Origin of the sequence: Paenibacillus sp. NAIST15-1 (assembly GCF_001894745.1) — a bacterium.
GTDB lineage: Bacteria > Bacillota > Bacilli > Paenibacillales > Paenibacillaceae > Paenibacillus_B > Paenibacillus_B suaedae.
Map to the genome: position 1 here is coordinate 50,549 of NZ_BBYF01000027.1, position 12,142 is coordinate 62,690.

General features: G+C 46.5%; 14 protein-coding genes and 1 riboswitch. Of the genes, 2 read left to right on the forward strand and 12 right to left on the reverse strand.

Going from position 1 to position 12,142, the window contains the following annotated elements:
• Positions 1-286: 286 nt before the first annotated feature.
• Positions 287-490: riboswitch (cyclic di-AMP (ydaO/yuaA leader) on the reverse strand.
• 193 nt (positions 491-683) lie between these two features.
• Together PBN151_RS29370 and PBN151_RS29375 are read right to left on the reverse strand one after the other, a co-directional pair.
• Positions 684-1,451 carry a TatD family hydrolase gene (locus tag PBN151_RS29370; protein WP_072732133.1) on the reverse strand — a complete coding sequence of 256 codons (768 nt, stop codon included), beginning with the start codon at positions 1,449-1,451 and terminating at the stop codon, positions 684-686.
• Between the two features lie 35 nt (positions 1,452-1,486).
• Positions 1,487-2,770 (reverse strand): HD domain-containing protein, encoded by a 1,284-nt coding sequence (locus PBN151_RS29375; protein WP_021255901.1) that lies wholly within the window; start codon positions 2,768-2,770, stop codon positions 1,487-1,489.
• 307 nt (positions 2,771-3,077) lie between these two features.
• Between PBN151_RS29375 and PBN151_RS29380 the strand changes: the two genes are divergently transcribed.
• Positions 3,078-3,332, forward strand: coding sequence for an AbrB/MazE/SpoVT family DNA-binding domain-containing protein (locus tag PBN151_RS29380; RefSeq protein ID WP_005545514.1), 255 nt, complete (start codon positions 3,078-3,080; stop codon positions 3,330-3,332).
• 176 nt (positions 3,333-3,508) lie between these two features.
• Here the strand turns inward: PBN151_RS29380 and rsmI are convergent, their stop codons facing one another.
• From rsmI to PBN151_RS29430, 10 genes are all read right to left on the reverse strand, one after another.
• Positions 3,509-4,402, reverse strand: a complete 894-nt coding sequence (gene rsmI, locus PBN151_RS29385; RefSeq protein ID WP_072732134.1) for a 16S rRNA (cytidine(1402)-2'-O)-methyltransferase — start codon at positions 4,400-4,402, stop codon at positions 3,509-3,511.
• Between the two features lies 1 nt (position 4,403).
• The gene (locus tag PBN151_RS29390) at positions 4,404-5,177 is read right to left on the reverse strand and encodes a tRNA1(Val) (adenine(37)-N6)-methyltransferase (protein ID WP_072732135.1); all 774 of its coding nucleotides are present in this window, start codon (positions 5,175-5,177) and stop codon (positions 4,404-4,406) included.
• A 164-nt stretch (positions 5,178-5,341) separates the two neighbouring features.
• The gene (gene yabA / locus PBN151_RS29395; protein WP_021255898.1) at positions 5,342-5,725 is read right to left on the reverse strand and encodes a DNA replication initiation control protein YabA; all 384 of its coding nucleotides are present in this window, start codon (positions 5,723-5,725) and stop codon (positions 5,342-5,344) included.
• A gap of 33 nt (positions 5,726-5,758) precedes the next feature.
• Positions 5,759-6,559 carry a PSP1 domain-containing protein gene (locus tag PBN151_RS29400; protein ID WP_021255897.1) on the reverse strand — a complete coding sequence of 267 codons (801 nt, stop codon included), beginning with the start codon at positions 6,557-6,559 and terminating at the stop codon, positions 5,759-5,761.
• Entirely contained in the window at positions 6,560-7,540 is a 981-nt protein-coding gene (gene holB, locus PBN151_RS29405; RefSeq protein ID WP_072732136.1) for a DNA polymerase III subunit delta', read from the reverse strand. It lies immediately after the preceding gene.
• A gap of 96 nt (positions 7,541-7,636) precedes the next feature.
• Positions 7,637-8,080, reverse strand: a complete 444-nt coding sequence (locus PBN151_RS29410; RefSeq protein ID WP_021255895.1) for a YaaR family protein — start codon at positions 8,078-8,080, stop codon at positions 7,637-7,639.
• A gap of 99 nt (positions 8,081-8,179) precedes the next feature.
• Entirely contained in the window at positions 8,180-8,509 is a 330-nt protein-coding gene (locus PBN151_RS29415; protein ID WP_021255894.1) for a cyclic-di-AMP receptor, read from the reverse strand.
• Between the two features lie 57 nt (positions 8,510-8,566).
• A complete protein-coding gene (tmk, locus tag PBN151_RS29420) occupies positions 8,567-9,241 on the reverse strand; it encodes a dTMP kinase (protein ID WP_072732137.1) in 675 nt (224 codons plus the stop codon).
• A gap of 2 nt (positions 9,242-9,243) precedes the next feature.
• Positions 9,244-10,857 (reverse strand): aminotransferase class I/II-fold pyridoxal phosphate-dependent enzyme, encoded by a 1,614-nt coding sequence (locus PBN151_RS29425; RefSeq protein WP_072732138.1) that lies wholly within the window; start codon positions 10,855-10,857, stop codon positions 9,244-9,246.
• Positions 10,858-10,990: 133 nt separating this feature from the next.
• Positions 10,991-11,173: a sigma factor G inhibitor Gin gene (locus tag PBN151_RS29430; RefSeq protein WP_021260716.1), complete on the reverse strand. Its 183-nt coding sequence runs from the start codon at positions 11,171-11,173 to the stop codon at positions 10,991-10,993.
• A gap of 255 nt (positions 11,174-11,428) precedes the next feature.
• Here PBN151_RS29430 and PBN151_RS29435 point away from each other — a divergent pair, with 255 nt between their 5' ends.
• Positions 11,429-11,965, forward strand: coding sequence for a hypothetical protein (locus PBN151_RS29435; protein ID WP_072732139.1), 537 nt, complete (start codon positions 11,429-11,431; stop codon positions 11,963-11,965).
• Positions 11,966-12,142: the final 177 nt, after the last annotated feature.

Sequence of the window (12,142 nt, forward strand, 5' to 3'; positions counted from 1 at the left end):
AGTGCTCTGCATGATTCCATCTGACGCGACTATTTCAAGAATGTTTACGAGAGACTTCACTTGCCATAAACGAGCATGTAATCGTTCAAGACAATGCCGAAATCTCCGTACCAACGTTTCAGTATTGGCTGCTCCCACCTCCTATTTCTTACACCCTATGACGTCTTTATTCTCATTATTCAAAAAAAAGAATGTTTGAGAGTAAACAAAAGAAGCCCTTCGTAAGAGGAGACTCTTTCGCGGCTTCCGTAATAGAAACCCAAACGTCAACAGTGTAGGACGCGAGGAACCCTCTCTCGGTACGCTGACGAGGTTAGCTGTCGGGTTCGGGCTTGAGAGTCGCCCTATCGGAACCAACCGGCTCATGGCTCGGTCGTCCCTAATTCACCCCAAGGAATTAATCCGTGTGATTGAACATGTACTCATGTCATGTCGTTCACACTCTGGTTCCCCCGCTCTCCACTTCATGGAGATTAAGCGATACTGAATTAGTTGGAACAATATTGAATTGTGTAATAACATCTGTGAGAAATCATATCGTGTTTGCAATCTTCTTGTAAAGACAGTAGCAATTCCGTTTTTCGCGAAAAATGGTTAAAAAAATGTAACTTAATCCGTTTTTCATTATGAAATCCACTTATTTTATGGCCGATGTCTTTTTTTCACTTGTTTTTGGCCCGTTTTCATGCGATGTCAAAACATGTCATTGCATTTTGAGTCGTCATTCTGCAAAATTCTTCAAATTCCATACCTTTCAGCTCTGCTGCAACCTCTGCAACAAGACGAACATATGCGGACTCATTGCGCTTGCCTCGGAACGGATGAGGAGTCAAATAGGGGGAATCCGTCTCCACAAGCAATCGATCATTCGGAACCTTAACAAGTACTTCTTTCGGCTGTTTTGCATTTTTGAAAGTAACAGGTCCTCCAAATGAAAGGTAGAAGCCCATATCCAGGCACATCTTCGCTGTTTCCCAGCTACCTGAGAAGGAGTGCATGATGCCCCCTACTTCGTGAGCCTTCTCCTCGCGCAAGATGCGGATTACATCTTCGTGCGCTTCACGATTATGAATAATGATCGGCATCTTCAATTCTCGCGCCAACCCAATTTGCTCGCGGAATACACGGTGCTGAACATCCTTCGGAGACGTATCCCAGTGATAGTCCAGTCCGATCTCGCCAATCGCCACAACCTTTTCATGCTCCGTTAGCTTGGCGATCCAGTCTATATCCTCCGGCTTCATCGTTATGGCATCTACCGGATGCCAGCCCACGGCTGCATAGATAAAATCATATTTCTCTGCCAACGCCATCGTCGTCGGGATCGTCTCTCGATTGAACCCGATGTTAACCATACGGGTCACCCCTTGTTCAACGGCCCGTGCGATAACCTGATCGCGATCCTCGTTAAAATTGCTGCTGTCTAAATGCGTATGTGTATCAAATAACACGTTTATGCGCCCCTTTTTCTTTCTTGTAAATCGATCTAATGATTGCGGCGTATAAACATACGCCTTGTATCTTCCGTAAGGTGATTCGAGACTTCCAGAAGCTTGTCCATTGGGAAATAGATATAGTGTTTTCCACGGCGAATGCCGCTAATGGAACGTACAATATCCGATTTCTTGGACAGCTCTACAATTTGCTGATCCCGCCCCCATAGCATAATATGTTGCTGTGAACGGGCATCCCCCTTTCGATATACATCATAGGGCTTGTCGAAGGGAGAATCGAACATAAGTTCATAGTTCGGATCAAGCCCAATCTGCGACCACTCTGCCCGCAATCGTTCCTGTAAATCTTCATCCATCTGTTCGACTTCAATATATTTATATAGTTTACGCTCCATGAATCGTTGGCACAAGTCAACGAGACGTTCATCCTTCTCCCTTGTCCACTGCATAAATGCGGTCTGTACAAATGCCTCATCCATTTGGATATATTGTTCCGTCGTAATCGTTCCTTCAAATAAAGCATCTAGAGGAGAGAGGAAATATTGAAAAGTGTATCCACCCAAATATAATTCTTTGGCTCGTTTGAAAATCAGGCGAAGTAACATCTCCGAGCTTCGGGTTACCGGATGGAAGTAAACTTGCCAGTACATCTCATATCGAGCTAGCAAGTAATGCTCTACTGCGTGCATGCCGCTCTCTTTGACTACAATCCGATCCTTAAGCGGTCGCAGCACCCTTAGAATACGATCAATATCGAATGTACCGTAATTAACACCGGTAAAATATGCATCCCGCAGCAAATAGTCCATACGATCCGCATCAAGGGAGCCGGATACCAAATTCACGACAATCGGCCGCTCATATGTCCTGCGAATCACTGATGCCACCTTGGTTGGGAGCTGGGGGTCTACTTGTCTCAGCACGCGATTGATATCGGTATCTTCTATTATAATGCGGTATGTCCAATCTTCATGAAACATATCGAAGGCCTCTTCAATGGAATGAGAGAACGGTCCATGGCCCACATCATGAAGCAGTGCAGCACATAAGGCAACCAGCCTCTCTTCTTGCGGCCAGTCCTCGTATTGGTTTCGTTCAAATTGAGAAATAATCCGCCGAGTAATCTCGTATACGCCCAGAGAATGAGAAAAGCGGCTATGCTCTGCCCCATGGAATGTTAAATAGGAAGTTCCTAATTGGCGAATGCGGCGGAGCCGCTGGAATTCCCTTGTGTTAATCAAATCCCAAATTGTTCGATCTTGAACATGCACATAATTGTGAACCGGATCCTTGAACACTTTTTCCTCTAATAACATTGAAAATCACTCCTTTCGATTCGAACCTTTTCGACATAGTCTGCCTTATTGTCGAAAAGATTTGGTTTATTCTTGTTTCTGTTTATTTTTGCATAAAAAATACCATACGAGTGTAAAAGTGTACGCTACGTCGTTAAAAACAGCTTAATATAAGCTAAAAAAAACCTAAAATCCATAAATTAGCACGCCAAGTATACATTTTTTAGGTTGACTAATTTGGGAATGGTTGGTACGATAAGAATCAGCCAAAAAGAATTTTGTCGAAATATGACATTTCATGCTAAAGCAAAGAGGAGAGCGTTGAACTATGATGAAGTCCACTGGTATCGTCCGTAAAGTAGATGAACTAGGTCGTGTCGTCATTCCGATCGAGCTTCGCCGCACCCTTGGTATCGGTGAAAAGGATGCGCTAGAAATTTACGTTGACGGAGAGCGCATCATGCTTAAGAAATATGAGCCAGCATGCATCTTCTGCGGCAATGCAGAGAACGTTACATACTTTAAAGGAAAAATTGTTTGTCACGAATGTATATCAGAAATACCACAACCTGTGACAAAATAAAAAAAATAGGTTATAATAGCTCTAATCACATATGTTAATTCTAACCTTTTTATATCTTCCTTGATGCCTCCATGGTTTTGAACCCAACCATGGAGGTCTTTTTTTTGTTTTACAGCAAGGGTTTTCCCTCTATATTCTGCATGTTTCGCTTATGATCCATTGTATCCATTCTTGTTCTATAACAATGCCTGATAGATATCCCGTTTGGATACACCACGATCCTTGGCTGCCAGTTTCATTGCATCCTTGCGTGATACTCCCTGTTCACGTTCATAATGCGCAACATGCTCTTCTTCCGTCAGTTCCTGCCACCATGCTTGTCCCGCATCTTGAGAAGTTCCATTCTCATCAGCGCCCTCGACGACGATACAACATTCTCCTAATGGAGGATTCTCGCTTACAAAGTCAATGCATTCACCAACCGTACCCCGGATGAAGTGTTCGTAACGCTTCGTCAGTTCGCGGGCAATCGTAATCCGGCGGCTGTCTCCGTATGCGGAAGCAAGCCGATCGAGCGTCTTCGCAATACGATGTGGTGACTCATAGAATAACAGCGTTCCCGCTTCCATTCGGAGTGAGGCAAGCACAGCATCTGCATGCTTCTTCTCCCGCGGAAGGAAACCTACGAATGTGAAACGATTCGTTGGCAGGCCAGACGCAATTAAGGCAGATAAAGCCGCATTTGGTCCAGGAATCGGAATAACAGGAATGCCCGCTTCTACAGCCAGTTGAACAAGATCTGCACCCGGATCTGATATCGCGGGTAACCCGGCGTCGCTCACAAGGGCGATACGCTTGCCTTCTTCCATGATACGCACAAGTTCAGGTCCGCTTGCCTGCTTGTTATGCTCATGATAGCTGTACAGCGTCTTCCCTGTAATTTCGAAATGACTCAACAGCTTCCTTGTCTCACGTGTATCTTCCGCCGCAATAATATCAGCTTCCCGCAGTATGCGTACAGCCCGGAATGTCATATCTTCCAGATTTCCAATCGGCGTCCCTACAAGATATAATGCCCCTACATTTTCCTTGTTTTGTTGCTGGTAGCTATATTGTTCCGTCAATTGCATATTACCCATCCTTCAGCTGCGAGGCTTTCCCATAATAGATATCCATTAATTCCTCACGATATTCATTTCCATCATTATATACGATAAGCGGCGGCAATAGCCGTACATCCGGCTTGCCGTCTCGCGCGGCCTCAATCAGTACCATATTGGCCTCCACTTCCTCGCGTGGATGAACGAAGCGAATGCGCTTCGGCTCCAATCGATATGTCCGCATAAGCGCTATGATATCCGTTAATCGGGTAGGACGGTGAACCATGGCAAGCTTCCCGCCCGTTCGTAGCAGCTTAGCACTCGTGCGAATCACATCCTCCAATGTGCAGGCGACCTCACTGCGAGCTAGCGCATAATGCTCGTTCTCTTTCACATCACCCGCCGTCAACGGCATATAGGGAGGATTTACTGTAATCATTTCGTAAAAGGGACGCTCTGCATCTGGTGTAAATGCCTTCAAATCCCCTTCGATAATGCGTATTCGCTCTTCCAAGCCATTTAGCCGAACGCTGCGGCTGGCCATATCCGCAAGTCTTGGCTGTATTTCCAATCCATCGATTTGCGCATTAGTCCGTGTGGACAGCAGCAGTGGGATTACCCCATTGCCTGTACACAGATCCATAATCCGGCCACGCGTTGGCACGGAAGCGAATCGAGCCAGCAGGACAGCATCCATGGAGAAGCTGAACACCTCTGAGCTCTGTATGATTCGTAATTGATGAGTGAGCAAATCGTCGAGCCTCTCAGATGGATACAGCCCGATCACATCGTTTCTATTCTCCATAACGCCCCTGCCTTTATCATCTTCATTTAAGTACTACTTACACCTATATCTTTAACGTTTCATAAGGGACTTCCTCATCAGCTATGCTGTAAATTGCCCCTAATATGATGAAAAGCCGTAGGTGGGGAACCCTCTTATCGGTTCCCACTGACCTACGGCCGCGGTTATTTATTGAGGAAGGACAGACAGAACAAACAGTCACCTTCCGTCCGCAAATGTCCATAATACACGTTGCAAATGTGAAACCCTTCATGATACAGCCGCGCCAAATTATCATACCCTTCGCCAACCACGTTCTCTTTGGAATCTCCATTTGGATCAGGATTTACTGCGGGTGCCGAGTCTCCCTTCACCTCAGGTTCAACTTCCAAGTGCTCGTGATGCTCGTGGTGCAGTACTTTGCGCAGCTGCTGATTCTCCATCCACAAGCGTTGATTCTCTTCCAGCAGCTCTTTGACGACGAGTTTCAGCGCACCAAGCTCTTGATGAAGGTCTCCCATATGCGTTTCCAATTCATGAATCTGCGCAAAAATGTCTTTCTTCTCCAAGTTCCCACCCCAGAGCGTGAAAATGTCCGCTATTTATTTTACGACAACGTCGTCGAAAGCAAAATCTTTCACCTTGCCGATATCCGCTAATTGGACGTGCACTTTACGTTCACCGGCATTAATACCGACGACCTTGCCCTCTCCTATCGAGGTAACAACCCACTTGCCGACTGTAGGAAGCTCTTCTTTCACGCTTTCATAATTGTCATGCTCGTATTTCAGGCAGCACATCAAGCGACCGCACAAACCGGATATTTTCGTAGGATTCAGCGATAAGTTCTGGTCTTTTGCCATTTTAATAGATACCGGTTCAAAATCACCTAACCATGAGGAACAGCATAACACGCGCCCGCAAGGCCCAATGCCGCCAAGCATCTTCGCCTCGTCCCGTACACCAATCTGCCGGAGCTCAATCCGTGTCCGGAATACGCTGGCCAAGTCTTTCACCAGCTCGCGGAAGTCCACGCGTCCTTCTGCCGTAAAGTAAAAGATGATTTTGTTCCGATCAAACGTATATTCAACATCTACAAGTTTCATCTTTAATTGATGCGCCTTAATCTTGTCCATACAGGTTGCGAACGCATCCTTCGCAGCTTGCCGATTCGCATCCACCAATGTAGCGTCCGCTTCATTAGCGATGCGAATGACTTTCTTCAAGGGAAGCACCACATCGTTCTCACCGACGGTCTTCGGACCAATCACGACTTTGCCGTACTCAATGCCGCGCGCCGTTTCGACGATCACATGCTGGTCCCTCTGGACCGGCCATTCGACCGGGTCGAAATAGTATATTTTGCCCGCTCTCTTAAAACGGACGCCGACTACATTATACAATCAAGTACCTCCTTGGATTCCAACCAGAAACTGCTCGCAAGCAAGTTGCGGGCTTACATTGGCGCGCACCCGCTTCTGCGCCTCCGTCGCCGCATCCATGCACCGAATCCATCCTTCAGCCGACTTCGTCCAGGCCAGCTTGCTGATTGTATCAAGCTGATCGATAAAGACGAGACTCTCCTGCCGGTTGTATTGGTAATTCAACATATCTCGAAACCAGAGATGGAACAAACGGAACAACATGTCCGTATGTTCAGCAAGCTCGGTCTTAAACAACTTCTGCTGTGCGGTTAGAAGTGCGGAAGGAAGTCTTGCTTCGCACTCCTTTCCTAATTGTAACATTACGTTTCTCACTTCTGCAAACCAATTCTGTCCACATAGCTCAAGTCCAGCTTCTAGGCCGTTTACAAGATAGACAGCTGCACGAGCTAATATAGCAGGACTACCCTCTGCTACTAACGTTTGACAGATAAGGTTCGGATCCTGCGGTGTAAATGGCACCATCTGTGAACGGGATTGAATGGTTGGCAGCATCGCTTGTCCATTCTCTGTAATCAGAATAGCCACTGCAGGACTTGTTGGCTCCTCCAAAAATTTAAGCAGGCTGTTGGCCGCTTGCACGGTCATCTTCTCCGCCTGCTCCATAATGTACACTTTCCGGCCTGTAGCTTGGGTTCGGTAGGAAAATTCGCGCTGCAGCTCGCGAATTTGATCGATCTTAATCGACTGTCCCTCTGGTAGAATAATATGCACATCAGGATGGTTGCCGTGCTCAATTTTCCGACAAGAAAGACATTCCCCACAAGCATCATCTGTCATGCGTTCACAGAATAACGCCTTGGTGAAGGTTAGCGCAGCAGCCATCCGGCCCGTGCCCTTCGGTCCACTGAATAAGTAGGCATGGGATACCTTGTCTGTGCGCAGACCATTTTGCAATATTTTCTTAGCTCGATCCTGTCCGAGAATTTGTTCAAACGACATGTTATGCGTATTCCTTCCATATATATAACCAGAATGCGATACGGAGCAAGAAGCTCTGCTCTAGTCATGGGATATGGGGAAATTCCCCTAGCTTGACTAGAAGCACAGGTTAATCAGCATCCCGCGAATTTCCCCTACTTTATGAAGCAGATCAATTTTACCTTGCTCCGTCTCCAGCAGATGATCCGCTAATTCAATGAGAGCACTGTCAATCTCATCGACAATCTGATATCGTTTGCTTCTGCCGCGTCGATCCCATCCACGCGTTTCCCGAATTTTCAGGTTCCGCCGTACTGTATCCTCCAAAAAACGCTTCACCATCATTCGGTACATGCGAAGCTCACGAATCGTCATGGACTTCGACAGTCGTTCCCCTTGCTGATAAATATCTTGCAGCCTCTGCTGCAGCTCATCATTGCTCGCTTGATCATGACGATTGTTCATCATGTCCGCAAAAGACTTGTGCTGGACAGGCTTGGTTACAGATTCACCCATACGCACATCCGTGCCGAAGGGGCGAAATCCAGGGTTAATTTTCACTCCATATCACCTGCAATCGTTCGCTTCATAGTATGATTCGATTGAAATCCATCCATCTGCGGATTACTTCTATTATATCGTAATATTACGGACGAAATGTTAAAAATGCTCGAACCGCTCTACTGGGAGCACAAACACGGTCGCTCCCCCTACCTGTACTTCAACAGGCAGCGGCATATAAGAATCCGAAGTACCACTGAGCGGGGTCACTGGGGTGACAAGCTGATCTCTCACCTTACAGTTGCTGCGGATGACATTCAGGACGGTGCTCACTTGATCATCCTCCACACCTATCATGAACGTCGTATTGCCTGCACGCAAAAATCCACCCGTACTCGCCAGCTTGGTCGCTCTAAAATTCGCCTTTACTAATGCACCGGAAAGCCGATTGCTGTCTTTGTCTTGTACAATGGCCACAACCATCTTCATGCCTGGTCATCCTCCTTAAAATAAAGTTCTTGGCATCCCTATTTGGAATGATGTTACTTATTTATACATCCGACCTGCAAAATCCTGCGTTCGCTCACATAAAATGTCGAACATTTGCCCACTTATTTGCGTTAGCGACTGTGTAGCATCCAATTTCACAATCCGTTCCGGCTGCTGCTTAGCAATTCGTCCGTACCCTTCGCGCACTGCTTCGTGGAATGCAAGCTTCTCTTTATCGAGTCGGTTCACTTCACGAGCCTGATTAGCCGCAATCCGATCCAATCCAGCCTGTGGATCAATATCTAACCAGAACGTAATATCCGGCATTGTATCGTGAATCGCGAATCGATTGATTTCCCATACATCTTCCATCCCGAGTCCTCGTGCGTAGCCTTGGTAGGCAAGCGAGCTGTCAACAAATCGGTCACATAAGACGATTGCTCCCTGCTCTAAGGCTGGAATAACAACTTCCACAAGATGCTGTCTGCGGGCAGCTGCATAAAGCAATGCTTCTGTTCGAGCATCCATCTCTGTATGCTCAGGATCGAGGATAATGCTGCGAATCTTCTCGGCAATGCGAACTCCTCCCGGCTCCCGAGTGACTACGACGTTCACTCCTTGCTGCCGCAGCTTATCCGTCAGCAGTTCAATCGCGGATGACTTGCCTGCTCCTTCTCCACCTTCCAGTGTAATGAACCACCCGGGACGTTCTGCTCGTTGCTGCTTACTCATATCTATTCCTCAATTCCCTTCTCTTCTTCAGTATCCACAATACGAATCGTTCGCAAGGATTCATCTTCTGCGTCATGGCACTTAGCTCCGGCATATGCAAGCATGATCAGCTGTTGTGCTGCATCCTCTGTAATAATCTCACCCGGATAAAGTAATGGAATGCCCGGCGGATAAGGAATCACCGACTCTGCTGCCTTGTGCCCAATTGCCTCCTGCACAAGTACTTGCTTCGTTCGTACATGCTCTTGTTCATATATCGAGAAGGATACAGGCTCAGAGAACAATCGATGCCCGTCAGCCATCACAATCGGATGTGCAGACGCATCAGTAATCTCCATATAGGTACCCGCCTGTATCTTAGTATATGGAGTGTTATTGTCCAACGTCACAGCAACCGCTTGCAAAGCCCTAATTAATCGCTTCGCATCCTCTAATGTACTGCCTAGACTGAATACAAGCACCGTATGCCGCAAATCGGCCATCTCGGCAGTACACCCGTGCAGAGCAAGCTGATCTAACAGCTTATAACCGCTGCACAGTCCCTCCCTGCATCGAATCGTCACCTTGAATGGATCAAGACTGCAATAGGCGGACTGTGAATGAGTGCTTTGTATCTCTATACCCTCAAATGCGTCCAGGTTAGCCAGTGCAGCTCGTACGAGCTGCACCGCCTTCAGACCCTCCTCAAACGCCTCTTGCCCGTTTCGCGCTATATAATAGCGGCTGATATCAAGCGATGCCATTAAAGGATAGGAAGGGCTAGAACTTTGCAACATCGTAAGCAGTTTCTTCAGCCTTGCTCGATTAAGCATAGCTCCTTGAACGTGAAGCATCGCACTCATCGTCATGCCGCCAAGCATTTTATGCGTTGACTGTACAACACCGTCCGCACCTGCCTGCAGAGCGGATTCTGGAAATGCGGGATGGAGCCCATAATGAGCTCCGTGTGCCTCATCCACCAGCAGTGGGATATTATAACGATGAGTAATAGCCGCAAGTTGACGGAGATCAATCCCCATTCCATAATAATTTGGATTCGTCACGAATACAGCCTTCGCTTCTGGGTATGCCTGAAGTGCCTTCTCTACCGCTTCACTGGTCGGTGCAGTAGCAAGACCGCTTGTCATATCCATCTGTGGTGTAAGGAATACAGCTCTTGCACCTGCCATCATAAGCCCGTGTAATACAGACTTATGAACGTTGCGCTGTACGAGCACAATATCGTTCGGCTGAATACAACAGCTCATAAGGAGTGCAATATTGCCAACCGTACTGCCCCCTACAAGAAAGTGCGTCTCTTCAGAACCGAACAACTTCGCAGCTAGCTGCTGTGCCTCTGCAATCGCTCCTGTCGGATGATGCAAATCATCTGTACCTTCTACTTCCGTCACATCAATCGATAACAGCTGTGACATCCTCTGAAGCAGCATACTCCATTCTCCCTGCTCAGATAAGGAAAGCCCCGCTTGCTCATACCAATGTCCATCCTTATGACCTGGTACATGGAAAGATGCGTGCCGGTTTCTATTATATTGAAGTAAAGCTTCCACAAGTGGCGCCCGCAGTTGCTCTTGTACATCAAGCGCCAAGTGAGAAGTCCCCTTACGTATATTCATCAAGGTTGCCCCTTTATTATTGCTTCATTTATTGTAACGTAAATTGTGCGCTTCTTCATCTGTTGTTCAATAAAAAGCAAAAAGAGCCCACTGAATCGGGCCCTAACGAGTAAGCAAATCAAGGGGAGCTATCTTACACATTCGTGTGCAGCCATAATCGCTTTAGCTTATGAATGAAGAATGAATATTTCAGATCCTGCACATCAGTCTTAACCATTTCTTGCTCACATGCTGTACAAATAAACTGATTGACGACCATTATGCCGTCATTCGTCGCTTCACCGCACACAATGCAGTGTGTATCCTGACGTTCCATGTCAATCCCACCTTTAGCGGTTATATGATAAGTATGCCCGTAACTCTATGGATATATACCAGTTTCATAGCCGGTTTCAAATGTTTTTATATATGTATGATGGATTGATGGTATTGGTGTTTGTACGGTTTGAACCCTTTTTCAACATTTTTGATCTTCATTACATTCTTCTTCAATTTCTATCCCTTCTACATTTTCATAGAATAAATACCGATATATAAATTATTGTTCAACTTGAAAAGGAGGGTTCGCTCAATGTCAACCATACGCAATGAACAAATGGAGCGAACATTTTATCATTATCAGCTGCTGAAGAGAGTTCGTCTAGCGAAGCCTTTCATCATTGCCTTTTCCACGTTAGCTGCACTGTGTATCGCAGTCGCACTGTACCAACATAGCCTCCTCGGTATCGGCTATGTCGCTGCTTCTTGTGTACTCATTGCATGGCTCCATTATGTAATAGGCCGATCCATCTTCATCGTAGATCGGTACACATATAAAGGGAGATGGGCTTGGCGGTGGCGTATGCCATGGATTGGTTACTTGCCACTCCCACAGCAATTCATCAGCCTAAGATATCTCACAAAAATTATGCTGCATACGACATCCATTACGTTTTTAGTCATTCTTATTTTATGCCCATGGCTTCCATTGGAGCTCACTTTGTTGAATGTGTTCTGGCACTTATGGCTGCTGTCTCCACGCTGGTATTGCCTATTGACGATGCGCGCTGTCGACTCAAGTGGACTCGTTAAAGTCAACGAAATGGACATATGCCTGTACAAAGCGTAAGCATATAAGAAAAAAAGCCGATTGCTGTTAACCTAAATTAGGCGCAAGCATTCGGCTTTTTAACATACCTATATTAGGTATAGATAAAAAAGACCACCGTCGAGATGTCTCAACAGTGGTCTTTAATCGCTTGGCGACGTCCTACTCTCCCGGGACCCTGCGGTCCAAGTACCATCG